Raw genomic sequence first — 23,053 nt, 5'->3', positions numbered from 1 at the left:
GTGTTCGGACTGACGGCGGACAGCCAGGCGTATCAGCAAACGGCAGGCTTGCTGGGTTTGCGTGGCGCCAGCAGTGTCCAATGGTCGGGAGGTTTGAGCGTAATACAGGCGTATGCAGCCTGGCAGCATGCGTTCACGGCGGGCAGCCTGGATTTCAGGGCGGCGTATGTGGGTGCGCCGGCGGCGGGATTTACGGTGCAGGGGATCGGCTTGTCGCGCAATGCCGGCTGGGTCGGGCTGGGATTGAATACGGCGGTGGACAAGCGCTGGGGCTGGTATCTCAACTACGATGCGCAGCTAGGCGACGGCGGCCTGGGTAACAATGTGCTGTCGCTGGGGCTGCGCTACAAATTTGATTGATCGGCTGTGCTTCTGTAGGATGGACACTCCGTGCCCATCCTACGTACCCATTGTTTTATTCCGCTTGCACCGGCGTCAGTACCTCACGACTACCGTTGGTAGCCACCGAAGAAACAATCCCCGCGGCTTCCATTTGCTCGACCAAACGGGCGGCACGATTGTAGCCGACGCGGAATTGCCGTTGTACCGATGAAATCGAGGCGCGCCGGGTGCGCACGACGAAAGCCACGGCCTCGTCGTACAGCGGATCGGCCTCGACATCCTGGCTATCACCGAGCAGGTCTGTGCTGGCTCCCTCAGCAGGCACGCCGGCCAAAATCGCTTCTTCGTATTCAGGTTCGCCAAACTGTTTCAAGTGCTCGACTACCCGATGTACTTCTGCATCCGAGACAAAGGCCCCATGAACCCGCTGCGGGTAGCCGGACCCTGGCGGCAGGAAAAGCATGTCGCCGTGGCCGAGCAAGGCTTCGGCGCCCATCTGGTCGAGGATGGTCCTGGAATCGATTTTCGACGATACCTGGAATGCCACCCGGGTCGGGATATTGGCTTTGATCAGTCCGGTGATGACATCGACCGAAGGGCGTTGCGTAGCCAAAATCAAGTGAATGCCAGCCGCCCGGGCTTTCTGCGCCAGGCGCGCGATCAGTTCTTCGATCTTCTTGCCAGTTACCATCATCAGATCCGCCAGTTCGTCGATGATCACGACGATCAGCGGCAGGGTAGAGAGTGGTTCGGGTGCATCCGGAGTAAGCGAGAATGGATTGCTGACTTTCTTGCCGCGCATTTCGCCATCGCGGATTTTCTGGTTGAATCCCGCCACGTTACGCACGCCGAGTGCAGACATGAGACGGTAACGTTTATCCATCTCGGCCACGCACCAGGTCAGCGCATTGGAGGCCAGTTTCATGTCCGTGACCACCGGCGCCAGCAGATGTGGAATGCCCTCGTATACCGAGAGTTCCAGCATCTTGGGATCGATCATGATCAGGCGTACTTCTTCCGGCGTAGCTTTATACAGCAGCGACAAAATCATCGCATTGATGGCCACCGATTTACCGGAGCCGGTAGTGCCGGCCACCAGCATATGCGGCGCCCGCGCCAGGTCGGCGACCACCGGAGCGCCGGTGATGTCTTTACCCAGGGCCAGCGTCAAGTGCGATGCGGAATCCTGATAGGCTGGCGATTCCAGAATTTCCGACAAGCGAATCATCTGCCGTTTTGGATTGGGCAACTCAAGACCCATGCAGGTTTTTCCGGGAATGGTTTCCACCACCCGGATGGACGTCAGGCCCAATGCGCGCGACAAATCCTTCATCAGACCGACAATCTGGCTGCCGCGCACGCCCAGTGCCGGCTCCACCTCGAAGCGTGTAATCACCGGCCCGGCGTCGGCGCCCAGCACGGTCACCGGCACCTTGAATTCCTTCAGGCGCTGTTCGATCAGCAAGCCGGTTTCGGCCAGGCGTTCAAGCGGAATGTCGATCAGTTCGTTGACCGCCGGATCCAGCAAGTCGAGCCCGGGCAAATCAATGCGCACTTCGTGCAGCGGGTGGAACGAGAAATCAGCTTCGTTATCGTTCGCAGGCCATGCCGGTACTTCGTTTGAAATCGGCGACGGCAATACTGCTTGTACAACAACGGTATCCATTTTATCTGTTACAGGATAGGCGGTAGTAATCTCAGCTGATGATGAAGCCGGCACCGCGCGAAACTGTGGGCATGTGGCTGCAAGATCAGATGTGATTGCTTCCGGATGGATGATATTGATTGGAGAAACAGGATTGGCAGCAGCAGGTGGCGCTGCCGCTGGCGTCGGCGCTGTCGTATTTGATACGCCGGCCGGTGCGCTCGCAAGCGTTACCGGCCGCTCGGGAACGGTTTTGCCTGGTATCGAAGTGACGGCTGCCGTTGCTTGAGCAAGGCCGGTCGCAGCTACTATTGAAGCAGATGTGGAAATGGGGCCGGGACGCGTGCTGATGGTTGTTGTCCGCGGTGCGGCCCGAGTCTGGATACGCTCGGTCAGACGCATGTGCATGGCATCTTTGTGCGCCGAGCTTGCATTGCGCGCCTGTTGCGCCATATTTGCGCGCGCACGCATTGCCGGCGTCGGAATGATCTGTTCAACCGTGGCCCATTCCGCCATGCTTCTGGCGCTGATTTTTACCTCAACCCGCTTAGCCGGGGGCGTTTGTTGCTTTTGCTGCCTTCCAGGAATTTCGGGGAGATCCGAGCTTGACGGCAATTGCCAGGATTTTCTGCTGCGCGGCGGTACCGCGATACTTTCGCGCGATCTTGCCAGTCTGGGTGCTGAGTGGACAGGCGTGACGACTGGCGCTATCCGCTGTTCGCGCGGGGTATCGGACTGCTGTTTGTTTGCAGGAAAAATATGTTGCAGCAGAGTGCTTTTGGGCACGACCGATTTCAACCATTCATTCCCGAACAGCCACGAGAGCGCCAGGACGCCGATTGCCATCAACACAAATACGCTGCCGAAAGTGCCCAGCACGCCCATGAAACCATGTGCCAGCGCGTAACCCAGCCGAACGCCGTCGGGTGGCGTCGATTCGTGTGTGCGCAGCATGGCTTCCAATGCACTGCTGCTGCAAAGTAACAGGAACGTACCCAGCCACAAACGGATCGATCCCGGGCCGCGGAGCGGGTTTATCCCCGAATGGCGCGCTTTAAACACGCGTACAAGCAAAGGAGTAAACCAAAGTAAAGACCATCCGAACCAACTGAAAACTGCTATATGCATACTCAAATTCAACGAAAAATCGATGTCCGGCAATCTGGAGGCTTATGCTAATCGCGATACGGCAGGATCGACACAAGCCGGATCCGCTGCCCGGAGCGAAGGAAGCCCGACGGGGTAGGCGGGACGTCCTGAAATCAAAGTAGGTGATATTAACCGAAAAAGCTTCAGGTGTTGCGTACCGGACAGTAGTGCATTGCCAGAACTGCGAGCATACTTAGCGTGGCAAAGATGGCAACGGCGACAAGGGGAATGATATGGATGAGAAGAACTCATCGCGTATGACTTCACTCGGAACACAAGCGATAGCCGGCGGCTGGATCAGCTTCGCGGCGGATCCGGCGCAGAAGGAGCGTTGCCTGGCGCGTTTGCGCGAGGCCGAACTTGGCCCGGACAACCAACCCTCGGATTGCGCGGCAGGGGGCAAACACCGCTTTAGCGACGAACTTGGCATGCCCGGGACGCTTGCGGTAGTCATCGACGTTCTATGCTGGCTGCGCCAGTCGGAAGGAAAAATCAGCGCACGTGCGCAGGCAATAGGCCTGATCGAAGCCATCCCGGTAGGGGTGGACCTCGGCACAGTCTCGCAACGTTACGCCCATTGGCTGCTGCATGATGCGCAATGGGGCATTGCTCAATATTGCGCTACGGAACCGTTGATGGGTTTCGCGGCACGACTTAAAGCATTGCACGACAAAGAACTCGCCGGCCTTGCGATTGACGACAGCGAGTGGCCCACGCTTGAACCGGATACCCCTATGGAGACAGGCGCTGCTGACGAAGAGGACGGCCGGCATCTGGAGGATTTGCTCGCCTCTTTCGCTACTCCTTTGCAGAGGATTGACGTCGAGCAAATGGGACGGCTGTGTGGCGCCGCGGCGTATTTGACTGGAGAGCAAGCCCGGTCTGATTTCTGGACCGACAGCGAACAGCGCCAAATGGATGATTTGTATGGCGCATTTTGTGTGAGCACTGAGCAAATCCTTGGCCCGCGCCCACCCCCACAGCAAACCGCAGAACTGAAAGACTGGATCCGGCACGAGCAAGCTCTGGATGCCGCCTGGGAGAAGCAGATGCGGCAACAGCATTTGCAGCTATGGCAGCGTTGGGATGCATGGGGAGAAAAACAGGCCGCGCTGTATGCCGCGTTCAATGGTTCAGCCGTTGACCTTATCTTGTCACTGTTCAAGCTGGCGCCACGCCCGAATGTTTTTACCTCAGGTCAGCAGCTGTATTGAATTGGTGCGACTGTTTGTTAACTGACCAAGCGCGCTTGTATCGACGATGACAAACTGAGATCGAATCGACCGCCGCTTGGCATGTCGTTAGTATTAAATGACGCCTTGCCAGTTTCGAGGTCACCGTCGAGCTAATTGTCGCGTTACCGATGCCTTCTATCCGCGCTATTTTGGTCGTAGCTTACCTGCGTCTATTCTTCCCGCATGGCATGTAAAGTAACCGTGATTGAAGAACCCGAGGGAACAGCGAAGGACGCACATTTGCCAAAGACGGGAGATTATGACTGTGAGCTAACAATCAAATCAAATCGGGTTGTTAAATAGGTATTCTTAAACTATATTTTCAACACGTGCCAGCGCTTACACGCTGCCGTAGGAGTGCAGGGGCGGTAATGCACGGCGGCAATGACGGCCATGAACGCCCTTTGGTCAGCCTGAATATGACGGCGCTGATATGGTTCAAAAGACGGTTGTTTTCAATCGTTGCTGGTCAACCTGTATGAGGAATCGAATAACGTCTGGGAGCCAATTCACTGAAGGTTATATACCAAGTCAAGCCGGTTGTTACAAAACAAAAAACATTCTCTCCTAGAGGTTATAAGCTCAAGCCGGCGGAATTTCTCTAGTTCGCCAAAAATAATGTGCCGAAAACCCGTTTGACAAAGCTCCGGTATGACAAGCAATTTCGACATGGTTTTCCGTACACTTTTCAGCCTCAAATCGACTGAAGTTTGACGATATGGCACTGTGCCGGAAAACATCTGTTTTCCGGCGAAATCTGCACCAGTACTAGCTTTCAAGACACATTGGACATATTCCGACGGTTTGCGCCTGGAACGCCTACTTTGCAATCCGTTCGAGAAGTGAACTCAAATGACGCGTGCGAGGGCATCTCGGCTCTCAAAAATATAAAGAAAATTAGGCTTGAAAACGGCCGGAGTCTAGCCTCCGTGGATCTTGGATCAAACAGGAGAAACATATGCTACGCAAATTGCTGATGGCCACGCTTGTCGCTCAAGCGTTCGCGGGCCTTGTCCATGCACGCGACGTTGATATGACCAGTCCCTACGATCCGAAGGTGCAGGATCTGACGCTTCGCGGCGAGCCGCCGATGCTCGGCATTCACTGGTCGCGTGAGTTCTCCGGCAACTTGCAGGCCAGTCGCACAAGCAAACCACTTATGACGAATCACGGCGGCAAGGTCATGACGACAGCCATCATGCAGAACATTTTTTGGGGTGCGAGCTGGGCAAACAGTACGTTTGTCGGCGACAAGATCACTGGATTGGAGGCTTGGTACACCGGATTTAGCCTGTCGAACTATGCTCACACCACCGACGAGTACAGCGGATCGAACGGAAAAGTGGGGCCGGGCACGACATACGCTGGACATATCGTCGATACGACAACTGCCTCGGGGGGAAACAGAACGTCCACGATCCTCGCCGAAGTGTGTAAACGGATTTCGCCCGATCCATCGGGTAATGGCTACTATTCGGTATACAGCGATGTGAAGCGCGGTAACGCCAACTACTGTGCCTACCATAGCGAGGGAACCTGCGGCGGCGTGCCAGTCCAGTTCGCCTTCTTCTGGAATCTCGATGGTGACAGTGGCTGCGACCCACAGGATACCTCGGGTCAGCATTCTCAAGGCTTAGCCGCGCTTGCAAACGTTTCAGGTCACGAGTTGTCCGAGGCGCGCACCGATCCATCTTTGGGTACGTGGTATGACAGTAGCGGCTCCGAAAACGGCGACAAGTGCGCATGGACCTTCGGTGCCCCGCTCGTAGCTTTTACGAACAACATCAGCTGGAAGATTCAAGGCGAATGGTCGAATGCGGCCTATACGGCGGGCACCGGCTACCCCAACGCTTCCGGACAGAAGGGCTGTCTATCTGGCAAATGAGTCACCCTGACTAATCGGCTTTGGTAAATAAAGTGCAGTGGGGCTGTTCGAGCTGTTCTCGAACACCCGGCGACATTCTTGATATCTTAAGGCGCTTCATCTAAGTGATTGATCTATCGCGTTATTTTTTTAGCGACGTTCGGGCGATTTGCGGCCATGGTCCGATTACTGCCCTGGCTATCGCATTTTCACCCAATTGAGATTGAGGTTTTCGATGCGAAAAATGCTGATTGTAATTCTCGCCTGCATTTCCCTCGATGCGCTGTCCCAGCCTCAGTTGCCACCAGGCGTTCGCGGCCCAGAGTCTGGCTCGGCAACTCGCAGCGTGTCGACATATCTGGCCCTTGAACGCGACCTGCTCGACTCGCTGAAGGACGGAAACCGGGACGCTGTACTCCAAATGTTGGGCGACGGCTTCGAGGTTCGATCCGCAGTCGACGTAGATGAGACTTCGGCCGCTGATTGGTTGCAAGGCGAGCAGCGCAGCCCCATCAAGGCGGCCAGCGTGCGCAACCTGTCCGCACGCGAGTTCAACGACATCGCTGTCGTGAGTTTTCTTCTCGACAGTCGGCGAGTCGTGAAGGGTAAGATTGTCACCTCCACACTCTATTTGATCGACATCTGGCGCCAAACCCCGCACCAGTTGATGGCTCGCTACGTCTCCAAACCAAGTCATACAATGCCGATTCCAGTGAGGCCGACCGGAAGGGAATGATCCCGTGAAGTCAACTCCAACAACTTGAGACCGCGCCAGTTGGAGGCCGAGAGATGCGTCGAATCTATTTAATGTCCGTCTCAAGGTTAAATCAACCGGATAGGTTTGGTTCAAACGATGTTATCGAGCAACCTGCAATCAATCTGACCCAGCTCTTAGCTGGCCAGTCATAACATGTTGCATCATGATCGACAAACCAAAAGGAGACGATGATGTCAAACGTCGCTACCACAGTCGCTGACGGTCGCCTGCCGCCCGGACAATTCGATTCGGACCATGTGATACCGGGCGCCGATCCACGCCTTTACAACGAAGACCTCGCGCCGGTCTCGAAGGAGAAACGCACCTGGACCGGCTACAGCATCTTCGCGATGTGGATGTCGGATGTGCATAGCGTGGGAGGCTATACCTTCGCCGCCAGCCTGTTCCTACTTGGCCTGTCGGGTTGGCAAGTGCTAATCGCGCTCACGGTCGGCATCGTGCTGGTCTTCATCCTTATGAACTGGATCGGCAAGCCGAGCCTGGTCCACGGCATTCCGTTCCCGGTCATGGCACGGGTCAGCATGGGCGTCATGGGCGCCAACCTCGCGGCCATCATCCGCGGCGTCGTGGGCGTCGTCTGGTACGGGGTGCAGACCTATTTCGCCTCGAAGGCAGTTGCGATCCTGATCCTGCTTTTCGCGCCAGGAGCGGCGGTGCTGCGCGATTCGAGTTTTCTGCGGCTAGACATGCTGGGCTGGATCAGCTTTCTGTTCATGTGGTTCTTCCAGCTCATGATCTTCCAGCGCGGCATGGAGACGATCCGCAAGTTCATCGACTTCTGCGGCCCCGCGGTGTACGTGGTGATGTTCGTGCTGATGGGGTGGATCCTGTCGCAAGCTGGCATCGGATCGCTGAACCTCACCTTGGGCGACAATGTGCTGACTGGCGCCGAATCGTTCACCGCGATGGGCAGCGCCATTCTGCTGGTGGTCAGCTATTTCGCCGCATTGCTGTTGAACTTCGGCGACTTCTCGCGCTTCGGCAAGAGCGAGCGGCAGATGAAGATCGGCAACTTTCTCGGCCTGCCCGTGAACTTCATTCTGTTTGCGATCATCGTCGTAATCGTGACGTCCGGAAGCGTGAAGGTGTTCGGGCACATGATCATGGATCCGGTGGAGATCGTCTCCAAGATAGACAACAAGGTCGCCGTCTTCATCGGCAGCGTGACCTTCATCATCGCCACCATGGGCATCAACATCGTGGCCAACTTCGTCTCGCCCGCCTACGACATCGCCAACCTGTTCCCGAAGCACGTCGACTTCAAGAAGGGCGGCTTGATCGCCTCGGTCCTCGCCGCGATGGTGTGCCCCTGGATTTTCGTCGACAGCCCGAAGGCGATCACCATCTTCGTCAGCATCTTCGGCGCGGTACTCGCCCCCCTCTACGGCGTCATGGTGGCCGACTACTACCTGCTGAAGAAGGAGATCGTCAATACCGCCGAACTCTACACGATGTCGCCAGAGGGGCGCTTCTACTACGATGGCGGCTGGAACAAGGTTGGCCTCGCTTCGCTGGCGATCTCCGGGTTCCTCTCCATCGGCTGGGAGCTGTGTACCCAACTGTTCAAGGTTCTGCCGGAGAACAACTTCGGCTGGTTAATCGGCGCCGTGGCGGGCGCTGCAATCTACTACGGGATGATGAAGAACGCGCACCGCAGCTGAGGAAAGCCTCCGATCCTTCGGTCTGTCTTGAGTAATGACAGATCACAACGGGACAGGGTCATTCGCTAGTCGTCCAGAGCATCAAGCCCGCTTTTCAGATAGGAACCCTGCCCGCGAATGCCATTAGGGGCCAGCATGCTCGTTGGCGTCACCCGGCAAACTGATTGGAGTCCGCGTCGTCTGTCCTGGCTCGCGAAAACCCTGAAACTGCCACTTGTTTGGGCGCACAGCTTTTGCCGCGCAGACTCCTAGCCCTTGGGTGTCGACGGCAGGCTCTTCAAGTACAGGAAGAGGGCGCGCACGTCGATGTCGTTCATCTGGCTCAGGGATCCGAAGGGCATGACCTTCACCGGCGTGCCGTCGGGGCGGTTGCCGGTCTTGAAGAGGCGTGCGAAGGCGTCGGCATCGGCATAGCGGACCATCGCCGTGCCTTCGCCCGGCGTCAGGTTGGCCGCGGCGGGCCAGTCGGGCGGACCGCCGGGGATCTTGCCGCCGTTGAGCTTGACGCCGTGGCAGCCCAGGCACATGTTGGCCACGTAGGCGCCGTGCGTCACACTCACATCGGCGAGCACTGGCTGCGCGGACGGCAGCGAGTGGTCGATCTTGCTCGCGGCGTCGTGCATCAGACCGAAGCCGTAGAAGGCGCGCACCGGCAACGGTAGGTCGATCACGGCACCGCCGCCCGCTGCAGGCTCCAGATGGCGGATGTAGCCGACCAGCGAAGCGAGGTCGTCGTCGGTGAGGCGGTTGTAGTCTTCGCTCGGCATTACCAGCAGCACCCGGTTCTTCGGGCCGACGCCATGGCGGATTGCGCGGTCCCAGTCTTCCGGCGTGAAGCCGGCCACCACGCTGCCCGCGCCGGGGCTAATGTTGGGACCGGCGATGCGCATGCCCTTGCCGTCGTCGAGGAACATGTGACCGTTGCCTTTGGCGCCGTGGCACTCGACGCAGCCGCGCGATGCGAAGAGGTAACGCCCACGCTCGACGGCCGCCGCGTCGTCGCGGAAGGGCACCGCTGTCTTCAGCGCCACCTCGACCTTGCGCTGCATCTTGTGCCGGGCTAGCTGGTCGCCGGCAAAGAGCGCGGCCGCCGCCAGCGCGACCAGCACCACGAGCGCGATGGCACTGCGCTTGAGCCACCGCCTGGTTGTTGTCATGCGATCTCCTTTGTGGAACTGGGGCATGACGCGCCCGAAACCTTGTGCGCGATCAGGCCGGCGACCATCTTGAGTTGCAGGCGCAGTTTAGGCTTGTGGCCCCCGGTGCTGGTCACGTCGGTGTGCTGCGCTTGCCAGCCGGCAGGATCGCCGGTCAGCTCGCGGCTGACGGCACCAGCATGCAATCAACATAGTCGATATTTTTTGGTTTGCAAACATTACTTAGAGGTGACCGGTCGCGATTTGCCGGTTGTTATCGGTCAGCCCAGTTAACCCAATGCGGGAATGCGACGTCGCAGCAATTACTCTTTCACGTACCATCCGGGAAAACTTTTGGCGCAAGCATGCTCGTTGCCACCACCCGGCAAGCTGATGCTGGCGGTGGTCGCGCTGATGGCGGCAGTTCACGAAATGGGAAGATCGAATGGAGGCATTCGCTGCAGGCCGAGTTTGCCCCGTGGATTCAACCGGTGGATGCTGACGTATTTCTGAACCGGGCCGCCGATTTTCACTGCTCTTGTTCAATTTCTAAAATCTCGCAAAGGGCAACCCTTTGCCAAGTGCACGAGTAGGCCAATGAATTCCCGCACACTGGATCAGAAACGCGTCAGGCACTACAGCCCGGCCTTAGTAGATGCTGCCGCCGTTGCCGGTCGAGTTCAATGTACGGTGATTGACGTCAATGGAATATGACCGAAAATTGGCTGTGTCGGCATTGGTTGTCGCTTTCCAGGCGCTCAGGTCGAACAAGTTTGCCGAGCGTATCGAAGTTCCTGTCAGGCGATTAACAGGTGTATTGGTCATCGTAAATGTTCCGGAGCAGGAGTTGTCAAGCGCCTTGGTCGCAACCGTGCTTGTCGCATCGCACATGGGCGGGGAAACCGTGTTCATGAAATACGCGTAGCCCGTAACTTTCGGATTGGTGACGATAGAGGCCTGGACGTCACCCGTAACAGGCTCCGTCTCGAGAAGGAGTGCTGTCTGCTCATCCACGGCGATAGCATGCTCGTTGGTAATCGTCGCTGCGGCAGGAGATACCCATCCGTCAGCAACGTTGCGGGCCATGAAAGCAAGTGTGCGTCCCATGCGGTCACGAGTGTTGAAATGTGAATCGGTCACTGTATTGAGCAATACCGGCAGGGGCGCACTGCCAAGAACCACTGAAGGCATGTTGGCCGACCAAAAGTCCTTCTGGAGATTCATGTAGGTGTTGTATGGGTTGGCAAGGGCTTCAGCCGAGGTGACCGAGTAGGTCGCCCCTCCCACATAGTTAAAGTTACCCAACATCATGAGGCCTGCACTCGTGCCGCCAAATGGGACGTTCTTGTTCCTGATTTGTTGCTGGATCAGATTTTCCAGTAGAGTTCCCTTCCACTGAGCGTAATAAACGCTCTGGTCACCTGCCGCGATCCATATGACGGCGGCGTTCTGGATGTAGCTGTTCAATCTGGCGTCGTTGGCAGAAGCACGATCCGGAATGACCAGCGTCTGGACTGCAGCGACGGGACCGAGCTTGTAGATGTACTTGTCGTAGTCACCGTTTCCGGTAGCCCGCAAAACGACAACGTTGCCTAACTGTGTCGGCGTGCCTCCACAGTTGGCCTTATTGATCATCCAGGTGTAGGCCTGACTGACATCCGTGCCGCCCCCCCATGAGAACGGCTGACGGAGTCGAAGGCGTGCAGGGTAAGCCGACAGCTGGCGTCCCGGTGGTATAAACGCTGAGTTTGGTTTTGTTAGCGGCACTGGCTGTTGGCGATGCCGCCATAAGCAACCCCATGGTTGCCAGGGCTAGGCCCCCGACGAATTTCAACACGGCTTTGTCAGCGTGAATATCAAGATATTTCATCGTCATCTCCCCACTCGTGGAAATATTGTCGGTTATTTTTAGCGCGAATCTTCCACTAAATTTCCCAAGACCGATACGCGCCAAATCAGGCGGTCAGCCCAGTCTGCCTGAGAAGCACTCGCATAGCAATGGCACTTCGCGTCGGCCATCTTTCTCTGCCGTGGTCTGACACGCCGGCTATCCTCGCAGTAAAATTCACCCACATAAATTACATTATGGTAATATTTTCTGCCAGATTCCGTTAACGCTAATCATCTGGCCAGCTCATTAAATGTAGGGCGCCCAATGCCTGGCAGTCAGTTGCGCGACATGGCGTCTGCCGCTGTTTTTCTCCAATTGCCTTTATAAGGTAAATGCCGCGCCATGACCGACAGCAGTCTAGGTAAGCGTCTGACCCGAGGAACCCAACGCCTTGCGTTTCTTAGGGGAAATATCGGCGTGATCCTTTGCTGGCCTCTGGTCTGTATCCTCTTGGGTGCTTTGACGTGGGGGGTAACTCTGGCGAAAATCGGACGTGATAAAGCTGAAGTTGAGAAAAATGCGCTCCGGGAAGCCACTCATCTCTCAAAGGCCTATACAGAACAGTTGTCCCGCTCGCTTGATCAAATCGACCAAATAACGCGTAGTGTCAAATACGCCTTGCAGACGACGCATGGCGCGCTCAAGCTTGAAGACCAGTTGCAACAAGGACTTTATCCACGGTCTGCGCAACTTTATGTAACCGTCATCGATCGCAACGGAGCGGTCGTCACGAGTACATTAGATAGGACTGACGCTCAAAATGTCGCCGACAAGGATTATTTCCAAGCCCAAAAATCGAACTTGACCAAGAGCTTGCTTATCAACAAACCGAGCATTGGGCGTCGTTCAGGGAAAAAGGTCATCCGTTTTACGCGAAGGCTGGAAGCGCTCAATGGCGCATTTGACGGGATTGTCGTAGTCGATGTCGAGCCGACCTATCTTGCATCGTTTAACGCCGAGTCCAGCCTAGGTGTCAGCGATTGTGTGTCAGTACGGGATATGGACGGCGTCGTACTGGCAGCAAAAATGGGCGAACGTATCCGGGCGCTGCCTTCAATTTTTCGCTCCCCTCCGATATTTGCGTCGAGCAGTGGTGTCACTCGCATGCCAAAAGAAAAATTTGTGGACAGCGAGCCTCGTATCATCGCTTGGCGGAAACTTAATGACTACCCGCTGCTTGCTTTTGTTGGCCTGTCCGAAGTAGAAATGTTTGCCGCATATCATGCAAGAGCAGACAATTATCGCAACATTGCCATTGCGGGGAGCGCGTTCTTGCTTGTGCTAGCTGTGACGGGTATCTTCTTTTCGTCGAGGCTTGCATGGAGAAAGCATCAGGCGGAGGAGGTGAAAAATACATACCGTTTGGCCGTCGACGGTGCACATGAAGGGTTTTACATGGTGCGTGCGCTCTACGGCCAACGCCATGACGTGGTCGATTTTGTGGTGAAAGATTGCAATGAACGTGGTGCTGCCTTGGTCGGCCAAACAAAAAAAGAACTTGCCGGAGTAACGTTTTCCGACCTGTATTTTGGCCAGCACGCGGAGCATGTAATGACCATTTTTCGGAGTGCGATGGAAACCGGCTATTACGAAGACGAATTCAAGATCCAACATCCCGGTTCATCGCACGTCACTTGGATGTCTCGAAGGCTGGTCCGCTCTGGGCAAAGCTTGGCGATGACGGTTCGGGATATTTCTGAGACGAAAGCGTACGAGCAGGTGCTTTTGAGCATGGCGAATATGGATGCACTGACGTCGCTTCCTAATCGTCACTGGTTGATGAATTTTCTGCCCGCGGCACTGAACCAGGCAAGAAATAGCGACACGATATTTGCACTGCTATTTATCGACCTGGATAAATTCAAGATTATCAATGATACATTGGGCCATTCCGCCGGAGATGCAATGCTACAGGCTGCGGCGACGCGTTTTAAGTCAATATTGAGGCCGGGTGACAGGGTAGTTCGGCTTGGAGGAGATGAGTTCACGGTATTGTTGGATGCTGTCGCCAATCAAGATGAAGCAGCCCAGGTGGCAACTCGCATTAATCAGGAATTTCGCGCACCGTTTAATATCTCAGGACGTAAATATGTAATCAATGCGTCTATCGGGATCAGCCTGTTTCCCCGCGATGGGCACGATGCAGAAACACTTCTCAGGAATGCGGATTTGGCAATGTATTCTGCAAAAGCCGAGGGCAGTGGGCAATTCCGGTTTTATGAGCAACAGCTTGATGAGCGTCTACAAAAAAATATGGATCCTCAACAGGAATTGCCCCCCGCTATCCGAACGGCCACTAGTGGCCGACTCCCGCCGTTCACGACAGGCCAGTATTGATTCTACGCAACTTTCAATGTATGGCGGGTCACTTGGGAATTCCCAAGTGAGGCTAGATGTCGTCCGGGAAAACGTCAGGGGCCAGCATGCGCTGGTCATCACCGTTCGATAAGCTGATGCTGGCGGCGGCCGCGCTGATGGGGGCAGTTCACGAAACGTGAAAATCGACTGGGGCATTCGCGATTGGCCGAGTTTGCGACATTCGCGATTACTGGAAGCTGACGTTTAGCGCAAAAATGACCAGATGAAATTTTGGTCGATTGGCATGTGACCTAGGTGAATGCCAAATACGTACATCTGCCCTAAAGCTGCCGGTCAGCACATCTTCAACACGCTCAGCACGTTGGCGTACAAATGCTGTCGATAGAAAGTTGTTGCGAATCAAGAAAATGTAAGGACATAATGGTTATAGATATTAATAATTAATCTACGGACCTCGCTGCCCCTGTCGAAACTGTTGGGGGGCATGAGTATCCGTACTTTGATTTCGTCCGCTATGTTGGCGGGCGGTCGAACCTACAGTAACGATAAAAAAATACTGCCTTCGCATCAAGCATGATTTGTCGGAAGTCAGGCTGAGACAACTCCTCATTTTTCTCTCAATTGTCTGCGCGACGGCCCCGTTCTGGACTAAAAGGTGTCTTTCCCGTTATTTTTTTGCATTTCCGCTGAGGGCTCATGAACAATACTTATCGTTTGGTATGGAGCAAAACGCAAGGTGCGCAGGTGGTGACGTCGGAGCTTGCCAAGACCAATGGTAAGTGGGCCTCGAACCTGCTACTGTCGACCGCCTTGGTCGGCGACCTGTCCGGTTACGGCACCGATGCCTCGCAGCTGCGGCGCCTGCCCGCATTGCTTGCATTGGCGATCAGCGGTTTTTTTGCCTTGAACAGTTCGGCAGCATGGGCTAATTGCACGCCGGCCAATCCGGCCGACGGCGCCACGGTCACCTGCAGCGGCGCCGCCAACCTGCTGGCGCCCTCATACAGCAGCGCCGCCAATAACCTGACCGTCAACGTGAATACCGGCGCCAGCGCCGGCGTGCTGCTGGGCCTGCTCGGCAACGCGATGACCCTGACCGGCAGCAACGTCACCCTGAATAATGGCGGCACCATCGATCCCTCGCTGCTCGGCATCGGCAGCCTGCTCTCGACCGGCACCGTGATCGGCAACGCTGCCGCCAGCACGGTCACCGTCAATAACAGCGGCACCATGAAAGGCACCACCGGCCTGCTCGGGGTCAGCCTGAGCAACCTGAACGGCGTCGCCCTGGCGGTACAGAACGGCACCGGCGGTGTCAGTAATCTGTCCAACAGCGGCAGCATCGGCAGCACCCCCTTGCTGGGAGTCTCTGTGCTGGCATCGGATGCACCGGTGGTGGCCGCCTATGGCGGCGGCCAGGTCAACTTTGTCAACACCAGCAGCGGCACCATCAACGGCCGGGTGGCGTTCGAGGCTTCCGGCACGCCCGGCACCGGCAACACCTTTATCAATGCCGGCGCCATCAACGGCAGCGTCTCGATGGGTGCGGCCAGCACCAATACCTTTACCGCGGTGACCGGTTCCACGGTCAGCGCCGGTGGCAGCCTCGGCCTCAACCTGCTGAGTGTGGCCGGCCTGAACCTCGGCTTTGCCGCCACCGGGACGATCGACGGCGGTGCCGGCGGCAACAATACCCTGCTGTTGCAGAACGCAGCGACGGGCACCGGCAGCGGAACAGCCGGTGCCGGCACAATCACAAGCGGCACCTACATCAACTTCCAGCACTTGGGCATGAACAGCGGCAGCTGGACCTTGAGCGGTGCGCAGACATTCCAGGACGCGACGCTGAACGGCGGACTGGCGACTTTCGACAATTCGGCTTCGTTTGGCACCGGGGCGATCTCGGCCAACGGCGGCGCCATCCAGGCCAGCGCCGGCGGCCTCAATGTCGCCAACAATATCGGCTTGCAGGGCGCCGGCCTTACGGTCCAGGGCGCCAACGGCCTCACCCTGTCGGGCGTGATCAGCGGCGCCGGCGGACTGACCAAGAACGATGCCGGCATACTGACGCTGAATGGCGCCAACACTTATAGCGGCAACACCAACCTGAACGGCGGCGGACTGGTGCTGGGCAATGCCTCGGCCATCGGCAGCGGCACGCTCGCGGTCGGCGGCTCGGCAACGCTGGACACCAGCACCGGCCTGACTCTCGGCAACACCATCACACTGGCGAGCGGCACCAACCTGAGCCTGAGCGGCAGCAATAATCTGGGCTTGAGCGGCGCGATTTCCGGCGCCGGCGGACTGATCAAGAACGGCGCCGCGACCACCACCCTGACGGCAGCGAATACGTATACAGGCGGCACCACGATCAATGCCGGCACGCTGGCCTTGGGCGCGGGCGGCAGCCTGGCGGCTACAGGCGCAGTGAATGTAGCCGGCGCCAGCGCTGGCTTTGATATCTCTGCGGCAGGCAACCAGACCATCGGCTCCCTGGCCGGTATCGCCGGCAGCACCGTGGCCTTGGGCGCCAACACGTTGACCTTCGGCGATGCCACTAACCAAACCTTCGGCGGCGTCATCGGCGGCACAGGCGGATTGGTCAAGCAAGGAAGCGGTACCGAAACCCTGACCGGTGCGAATACCTTTAGCGGCGGCGCCACCATCAATGCCGGCACGCTGGCCCTGGGCGCGGGCGGCAGCCTGGCGGCTACAGGCGGAGTGAATGTCGCCGGCGCCAGCGCCAATTTTGATATCTCTGCGGCAGGCAACCAGACCATCGGCTCCCTGGCCGGTGTCGCCGGCAGTACCGTGGCTCTGGGGGCGAATACCTTGACCTTCGGCGACGCCACTAACCAGACCTTTGGCGGCGTCATCGGCGGCACAGGTGGATTGGTCAAGCAAGGAAGCGGTACTGAAACCCTGACCGGCGCGAATACCTTTAGCGGAGGCGCCATCATCAATGCCGGCACGCTGGCCTTGGGCGCGGGCGGCAGCCTGACGACTAGCGGCGCAGTGAATGTCGCCGGCGCCAGCGCCAGCGCCAATTTTGATATCTCTGCGGCAGGCAACCAGACCATCGGCTCCCTGGCCGGTGTCGCCGGCAGCACCGTAGCCTTGGGCGGCAACACGCTGACCTTTGGCGATGCGACTAATCAAACCTTCGGTGGCGTCATCGGCGGCACAGGTGGATTGGTCAAGCAAGGAAGCGGTACTGAAACCCTGACCGGCGCGAATACCTTTAGCGGCGGCGCCACCATCAATGCCGGTACGCTGGCCCTGGGCGCTGGCGGCAGCCTAGCACCGACCGTTGCGGTGAACGTGGCCGGCGCCAGCGCCAGCTTTGATATCTCTGCGGCAGGCAACCAGACCATCGGCTCCCTGGCCGGCGTCGCCGGCAGCACCGTGAACTTGGGCGCCAACACGTTGACCTTCGGCGATGCCACTAACCAGACCTTCGGAGGCGTTATCGGCGGCACAGGCGGATTGGTCAAGCAAGGCTCGGGCGCCGCGACCCTAACCGGCGGCAATACATACACCGGGGGCACCGCCATCAATTCCGGCACTCTGATATTAGGCAACAGCGCAGCGCTCAGCACCGGCCCCCTGACTGTCGGCGGCGCCGCAACCATCGACAATAATATTCCGCTAGCGTTGAATAATGCCGTAGTCCTCAATGGAGGCCTCACTGTGGCGGGAAGTCACGACCTGACGTTGAATAGCGTTGTCTCCGGAATCGGCAGCCTGACCAAGGGCGGCACAGCCAATCTGACGCTGTCCAATGCCAACACCTACAGCGGTGGTACGGCCCTGAATGGGGGTACGATCACCTTGGGAAATATTGTCGCACTCGGCACTGGTAGCCTGGTCTTGAATAACGGGCAACTCGACGTGAACGGTTTCCAGATAGCTCTGAGCGACTTGAACGGCAATGGCAATCTAGCTCTGGGCAACGGTAGCGTGACGGTAAACGGCGGTACATACGGCGGGGTCATTTCGGGAGCCGGGTCGATAGTCAAAATTGGCAGCGCTACATTGACGCTGCCCGGTGCCAGCACCTACGCCGGCGGCACGGCCCTGCATCAGGGCCGCCTCAACCTGGGTAGCAGCAGCGCGCTGGGCACTGGCACACTGGCGATGGATGACGACACCACGCTGGGCTTCAGCGCCGATGGCCTGAGCATTGCCAATGCGATTCATCTAACCGGCCAGTCCGACTCTGTCATCGACACCGGCGCGTTCGCTGCGACCTTGAGCGGTGCGATCAGCGGCGCCGGCTTCATTACGAAGCAGGGTACGGGCACGCTGACGCTATCGGGCGCCAACACCTACACCGGCGCTACTAACGTGGCCCAAGGCACGCTGAAGGCCGGTGGGACCAACACCTTCAGCGCAAGCTCGGCGCTCAGCGTAGCCGCAGGCGCCACCCTTGACCTCGCAGGCTTCAGCCAAAGCGTGGCGTCGCTAGCCAACAGCGGGACTGTTTCCTTGCCAGGTACAACACCGGGCACCACTCTCACCGTGAACGGCGCCTACGTCGGCAACAACGGCGTGTTGCGCCTGGGTACAGCGTTGGGCAGCAGCGCCAGCGTGAGTGACCAGCTCGTACTGAACGGTCCGAGCGCCGTGGCCAGCGGCAATACCTCGGTGCAGATCACCAACCTGGGTGGCCTTGGCGCGCTGACCACCGGCAACGGCATCACTCTCGTCAGCGCCCTCAATGGCGCCACCACCACCGCACAAACCACCAAAGACGCCTTCAGCTTGGCTGGCGGCCAAGTCAATGCCGGCGCCTATGAATACCGCCTGTACGCGGCTGACGCCAACGGCGCTGGTCAGAACTGGTACCTGCGTTCCAGCACTACCGTGGCGGTGCCAGTCGATCCGCCAGCGCCTCCGGCCACGCTGCCAACTTACCGCCAGGAAGTCCCTTTGTACGCGGCACTACCCGAGCAACTGCGCCAAAGTAACCTGGCCATGCTGGGCAACCTTCATCAGCGTATCGGCGACGACGATCCGAAGAGCTCGGGCAGCTCCGCCGCGAACGGTGAACGCCACGCCTGGGGCCGTATCCTGTCCACCGATCTGCATATCCGCCAAGGCGGCACCGTTAGCCCGGCCAGCAACGGCCGGCTCACGGGTTTCCAGGCTGGCACCGACCTCTTTGCCAGCACCGACTGGCGCGCCGGTTTGTATGTCGGCCAACTCGATGGCGACATGGGCGTCAACGGCTTTGCCAGTGGTGTCGACAATCTGGCTGTTGGTAGCAATGACTTGCACAACCAGTACCTGGGCGGTTACGTTACCTACAGCGGCACCTCCGGTTTCTATCTGGATGCCGTGCTACAAGCGGGACGCCACCGCTACAGCGTCAACCCGTCAAACAACGCCAGTGCTTCGGGCAAGGGTAGCAGTGTGCTGACCTCGGTTGAGGTCGGCCAATCCATTGCCATCGCAGAGCACTGGAAGCTCGAGCCGCAGTTGCAACTCGTGCAGCAGCACCTGAGCCTGGACGACGTGTCAATCATCGGGGCCCTGGTGCAGCAGAACACCGATAACAGCTGGCTGTTGCGCGCTGGTGTGCGGATAAAGGGCGAGATCACCACTGGTGCCGGTACCTTGCAGCCATACGCAAGATTCAATGTCTATCGATCGTCAGGGGGTACTGATGTCGCACGCTTCATCGGGCCTGCGGCGACCACCAATATCCGCAGCAGCACAGGCAGCGCGTCCAGCGAACTTGCCGCTGGCTTGACGGTGGCGCTCAACAGCACAACCAGCCTGTACGGGGAGGTCGGCAAGCTGTGGGCTTCGGGCGGCGAGTCTCGCGTGAGTAATTCGGTACAGGGCAGTTTTGGCTTGCGGGTGCTGTGGTAGTCACCTTGCTTTGGGAAACCGGTCTGCTGCAACACCGTCTGCACCGCCTCATCCGGGAGTACCTTAAGTCTTCTAGCTGTACTTGCCGCTAGTCAGCAATGACTCAGCGCATCTCTTTGACATAGGCTAGTCACCAACGCCAATGTTAATCGTGATGGTAATTGCTGCATTTAGCGCGTGCGAGTTTTTTCATGCGCGCTATGCTGCCCGGAAAAAGCCGACTATTCCTCAAATCGGGTTACACAGCGGTTACATGGAGCGATGAACGAAGTCGGAAATAAAAAAGGGTTACAAGCGTAATTGCCTGTAACCCTTTGTTTTATATGGTGGGCCCCCCCAGAGTCGAACTGGGCACCAACGGATTATGAGTCCGCTGCTCTAACCAAGCATGAGCTAGGGGCCCAATTCCTTAGGGCGCTGTAGTTGTCATGCTCACGGTGTCTGCAGAGTACATATCCGCTTGACCGCACTACAGCATCTTAAAATCAATTCCGTATTATAGAAAAATACCTGAATGAAAGGTAGTTGAATTATCGTGAATCATTCAAAAAGCATTCAAAAACACTGAATGATTCACGAATAATCTTAATTACCTTCGAGGAAGCTCTTCAGCTTGTCGGAACGCGATGGATGGCGCAGCTTGCGTAGCGCTTTCGCTTCTATTTGACGAATCCGCTCACGCGTCACGTCGAATTGCTTGCCGACTTCTTCCAATGTATGGTCGGTCGACATTTCAATGCCGAAACGCATCCGCAATACCTTCGCTTCACGTGGGGTCAGCGAGTCCAGGATATCTTTCACCACACCGCGCATCGATGCATGCAAAGCCGCATCTGCCGGCGCCAGCGTGTTGTTATCCTCGATGAAGTCACCCAGGTGGGAATCGTCGTCGTCGCCGATCGGTGTTTCCATCGAAATCGGTTCTTTGGCGATCTTCATGATCTTGCGGATTTTGTCTTCCGGCATTTCCATCTTGATCGCGAGAGTCGCTGGGTCCGGCTCGGCGCCGGTTTCCTGCAAGATCTGGCGCGAGATGCGGTTCATCTTGTTGATCGTTTCGATCATGTGCACCGGAATACGGATGGTGCGGGCCTGATCGGCGATCGAACGGGTGATGGCCTGACGGATCCACCATGTTGCATAGGTCGAGAATTTATAGCCGCGGCGATATTCGAACTTGTCGACTGCTTTCATCAAACCGATATTGCCTTCCTGGATCAAATCCAGGAATTGCAAACCACGGTTGGTGTATTTTTTCGCGATCGAGATCACCAGACGCAAGTTGGCTTCGGTCATCTCGCGCTTGGCCATGCGTGCTTTCCGCTCGCCGGCGCCCATCTTCTTGTTGATGCCGCGCAGATCCGGCAACGGCAACACGACGCGTGCTTGCAAGTCGATCAGGCGTTGCTGCAACTCTTTCACTGCAGGGACGTTACGGCCAAGCACGGTGCTGTATGCATGGTTGCCGTTGACTTCGCCGTCGACCCAGTCGAGATTGGTTTCGTTGCCTGGGAAAACCTTGATGAAATGCGGGCGCGGCATGCCGCACTTGTTCACCGCGACGTCAAGGATCTGGCGCTCGATCTGACGGACTTCATCGACCTGGCCGCGCAGGGTGTCGCACAATTTTTCGACGACTTTTGCAGTAAAGCGAATCCCCAGCAATTCATTCGAGATGATTTCCTGTGCCTTGACGTAAGGCTTCGAGTTGTAGCCTTCTTTTTCGAAAGCTTTGCGCATCTTGTCGAATTGCGTCGAGATGGTCTCGAACTTGCCGAGTGCATCGCGCTTCAATTGTTCAAGTTGTTCAGCCGAGAAGCCGGCAGCGCCAGAGGTTGAGCTGGCGTCATCTTCTTCCTCGGCTTCCTCTTCCTCTTCTTCGTCTTCTTCGCTGTCGTCGTCGGTGGCAACTACTGCTGCACTGGCGGTTGCGGCTTCGTCAGTCTGGTTAGGATCGACCAGGCCATCGACGATTTCGTCAATCTTGATCTCGTCCTTGCCGATCTTGTCGGCAGCCAGCAAAATCTCGGCGATGGTTGTCGGGCAGGCGGAAATTGCCTGGATCATGTCTTTCAAGCCATCTTCGATACGCTTGGCGATTTCGATTTCGCCTTCGCGTGTCAGCAGTTCGACCGAACCCATTTCACGCATGTACATGCGGACCGGATCGGTGGTGCGGCCGAAGTCTGAGTCGACGGTAGACAGCGCAGCTTCCGCCGCAGCTTCTGCATCGTCGTCGCTGGCGACGGTGGCAACGTTATCGGACAGCAGCAAAGTCTCTGCGTCTGGCGCTTGTTCGGAAACGGCGATACCCATGTCGCTGAAAGTACCGATGATGCCTTCAATGGCTTCCGGATCGATAATGTTTTCAGGCAGGTGATCGTTGATTTCGGCGAAGGTCAGGAAGCCGCGCTCTTTACCCATCTTGATCAGGGTCTTGAGCTTTTGACGGCGGGCTTCGAGTTCTTCTTCGCTAGCTTCGGTGTCGGACGAGAAGGCGTCTTTCAGCAAGGCCTTTTCCTTGGCTTTGCGATCTTTCGCCTTGGCCTTGTCGACCGCTTTCAGTTCAGCGCGCTCGACGGCGTTGAGTGCCGCGACTTCGTCGTTTTCCGGCTGGAATTCTTTTGGCTTGCGGCCACGACGTCCCGGTACCTTCACCGACGGCAAGATATAGCCGGAAGTATCAATCGCCGCCAATGTTGCGGCATCCGTGGTTTGACTTACGCCTGATCCAATCATCACGCTGACGTCGGCTTTAACTGGAGCCGCCGCTACGTTTTTGGATGATTTGACGACTTTGAGTTGTGGTTTCTTGTTTGTCACAGGGGCTTTCGATTTCACAGATACTGGTTTTGCAACAGCTCTTGATGCATTCGTGGTCGTTGCAGTTGCTTTAGAAACTACCTTCTTGCTAACGGGCTTCACTGTTGTTTTGGGTGAAGCTGCCGTTTTTTTAACGGCGGATTTCGCGATTGAGGAAGAGCTGCTTGTTTTGGCCTTGGCTGCTGCCGGCTTCGTATTTTTTACAGAAAGTGTCAGGGGTTTCGCTGGTCTCTTCATTGCATTCGTCATGGAATTAAATACCAATTGGTTACACTGATTTGCGTGCAGCAGCTGCCTGTACTCTGTCCGTTGAATTTTGATAAGCCTGAATCG

The 23,053-nt window shown here is 57.2% G+C and carries 12 protein-coding genes and 1 tRNA gene; 8 read left to right on the top strand and 5 right to left on the bottom strand.

Annotated elements, in window-relative coordinates:
• Positions 1-360, top strand: a 360-nt coding sequence (locus BM029_RS16270; protein WP_139217264.1) for an autotransporter domain-containing protein, incomplete at its 5' end; no start/stop codon positions are given.
• Between the two features lie 55 nt (positions 361-415).
• Here BM029_RS16270 and BM029_RS16265 read toward each other — a convergent pair.
• Positions 416-3,115, bottom strand: coding sequence for a DNA translocase FtsK (locus BM029_RS16265; protein ID WP_092437744.1), 2,700 nt, complete (start codon positions 3,113-3,115; stop codon positions 416-418).
• 254 nt (positions 3,116-3,369) lie between these two features.
• Here BM029_RS16265 and BM029_RS16260 point away from each other — a divergent pair, with 254 nt between their 5' ends.
• From BM029_RS16260 to BM029_RS16245, 4 genes are all read left to right on the top strand, one after another.
• Complete coding sequence (locus tag BM029_RS16260) at positions 3,370-4,350, top strand: hypothetical protein (RefSeq protein WP_092437742.1); 981 nt, start codon at positions 3,370-3,372, stop codon at positions 4,348-4,350.
• 979 nt (positions 4,351-5,329) lie between these two features.
• A complete protein-coding gene (locus BM029_RS16255) occupies positions 5,330-6,256 on the top strand; it encodes a hypothetical protein (protein WP_211482490.1) in 927 nt (308 codons plus the stop codon).
• A 214-nt stretch (positions 6,257-6,470) separates the two neighbouring features.
• A complete protein-coding gene (locus BM029_RS16250) occupies positions 6,471-6,971 on the top strand; it encodes a nuclear transport factor 2 family protein (RefSeq protein ID WP_092437740.1) in 501 nt (166 codons plus the stop codon).
• 209 nt (positions 6,972-7,180) lie between these two features.
• Positions 7,181-8,674 (top strand): NCS1 family nucleobase:cation symporter-1, encoded by a 1,494-nt coding sequence (locus BM029_RS16245; protein ID WP_244545088.1) that lies wholly within the window; start codon positions 7,181-7,183, stop codon positions 8,672-8,674.
• Between the two features lie 248 nt (positions 8,675-8,922).
• Here the strand turns inward: BM029_RS16245 and BM029_RS16240 are convergent, their stop codons facing one another.
• Together BM029_RS16240 and BM029_RS16230 are read right to left on the bottom strand one after the other, a co-directional pair.
• Positions 8,923-9,831: a c-type cytochrome gene (locus tag BM029_RS16240; RefSeq protein WP_092437736.1), complete on the bottom strand. Its 909-nt coding sequence runs from the start codon at positions 9,829-9,831 to the stop codon at positions 8,923-8,925.
• A 627-nt stretch (positions 9,832-10,458) separates the two neighbouring features.
• On the bottom strand, positions 10,459-11,445 hold the full coding sequence (locus BM029_RS16230; RefSeq protein WP_092437732.1) for a cyanophycinase: 987 nt from the start codon (positions 11,443-11,445) through the stop codon (positions 10,459-10,461).
• Positions 11,446-12,043: 598 nt separating this feature from the next.
• On the opposite strand from BM029_RS16230, the gene BM029_RS16220 reads away from it, so the two are divergent.
• Both BM029_RS16220 and BM029_RS16215 read left to right on the top strand, forming a co-directional pair.
• The gene (locus BM029_RS16220; RefSeq protein ID WP_092437728.1) at positions 12,044-14,038 is read left to right on the top strand and encodes a sensor domain-containing diguanylate cyclase; all 1,995 of its coding nucleotides are present in this window, start codon (positions 12,044-12,046) and stop codon (positions 14,036-14,038) included.
• Positions 14,039-14,716: 678 nt separating this feature from the next.
• Entirely contained in the window at positions 14,717-19,897 is a 5,181-nt protein-coding gene (locus BM029_RS16215) for an autotransporter outer membrane beta-barrel domain-containing protein (RefSeq protein ID WP_092437726.1), read from the top strand.
• A 324-nt stretch (positions 19,898-20,221) separates the two neighbouring features.
• Here BM029_RS16215 and BM029_RS16210 read toward each other — a convergent pair.
• Both BM029_RS16210 and rpoD read right to left on the bottom strand, forming a co-directional pair.
• Positions 20,222-20,300 (bottom strand) — tRNA-Ile (locus BM029_RS16210).
• A 182-nt stretch (positions 20,301-20,482) separates the two neighbouring features.
• Positions 20,483-22,720, bottom strand: coding sequence for an RNA polymerase sigma factor RpoD (gene rpoD, locus BM029_RS16205; protein WP_092413759.1), 2,238 nt, complete (start codon positions 22,718-22,720; stop codon positions 20,483-20,485).
• Here rpoD and BM029_RS16200 point away from each other — a divergent pair.
• The gene (locus tag BM029_RS16200; RefSeq protein WP_170851102.1) at positions 22,677-22,997 is read left to right on the top strand and encodes a hypothetical protein; all 321 of its coding nucleotides are present in this window, start codon (positions 22,677-22,679) and stop codon (positions 22,995-22,997) included. The genes rpoD and BM029_RS16200 overlap by 44 nt on opposite strands.
• Positions 22,998-23,053: the final 56 nt, after the last annotated feature.

This window comes from Collimonas sp. OK607, from assembly GCF_900111995.1.
Taxonomy (GTDB): domain Bacteria; phylum Pseudomonadota; class Gammaproteobacteria; order Burkholderiales; family Burkholderiaceae_D; genus Collimonas.
Note: the sequence above shows the minus strand (reverse complement) of the source record. Positions and strands in the feature narration are given on the sequence as shown.

What these genes read in the sequence shown, in the direction of transcription:
- BM029_RS16260 (WP_092437742.1), top strand. Translation starts at nt 3,370, where the DNA reads ATGGATGAGAAGAACTCATCGCGTATGACTTCACTCGGAACACAAGCG.
- BM029_RS16230 (WP_092437732.1), bottom strand. Translation starts at nt 11,445, where the DNA reads ATGATCAATAAGGCCAACTGTGGAGGCACGCCGACACAGTTAGGCAAC.
- BM029_RS16250 (WP_092437740.1), top strand. Translation starts at nt 6,471, where the DNA reads ATGCGAAAAATGCTGATTGTAATTCTCGCCTGCATTTCCCTCGATGCG.
- BM029_RS16220 (WP_092437728.1), top strand. Translation starts at nt 12,044, where the DNA reads ATGACCGACAGCAGTCTAGGTAAGCGTCTGACCCGAGGAACCCAACGC.
- BM029_RS16215 (WP_092437726.1), top strand. Translation starts at nt 14,717, where the DNA reads ATGAACAATACTTATCGTTTGGTATGGAGCAAAACGCAAGGTGCGCAG.
- BM029_RS16245 (WP_244545088.1), top strand. Translation starts at nt 7,181, where the DNA reads ATGATGTCAAACGTCGCTACCACAGTCGCTGACGGTCGCCTGCCGCCC.
- BM029_RS16265 (WP_092437744.1), bottom strand. Translation starts at nt 3,115, where the DNA reads ATGCATATAGCAGTTTTCAGTTGGTTCGGATGGTCTTTACTTTGGTTT.
- BM029_RS16240 (WP_092437736.1), bottom strand. Translation starts at nt 9,831, where the DNA reads ATGACAACAACCAGGCGGTGGCTCAAGCGCAGTGCCATCGCGCTCGTG.
- BM029_RS16255 (WP_211482490.1), top strand. Translation starts at nt 5,330, where the DNA reads ATGCTACGCAAATTGCTGATGGCCACGCTTGTCGCTCAAGCGTTCGCG.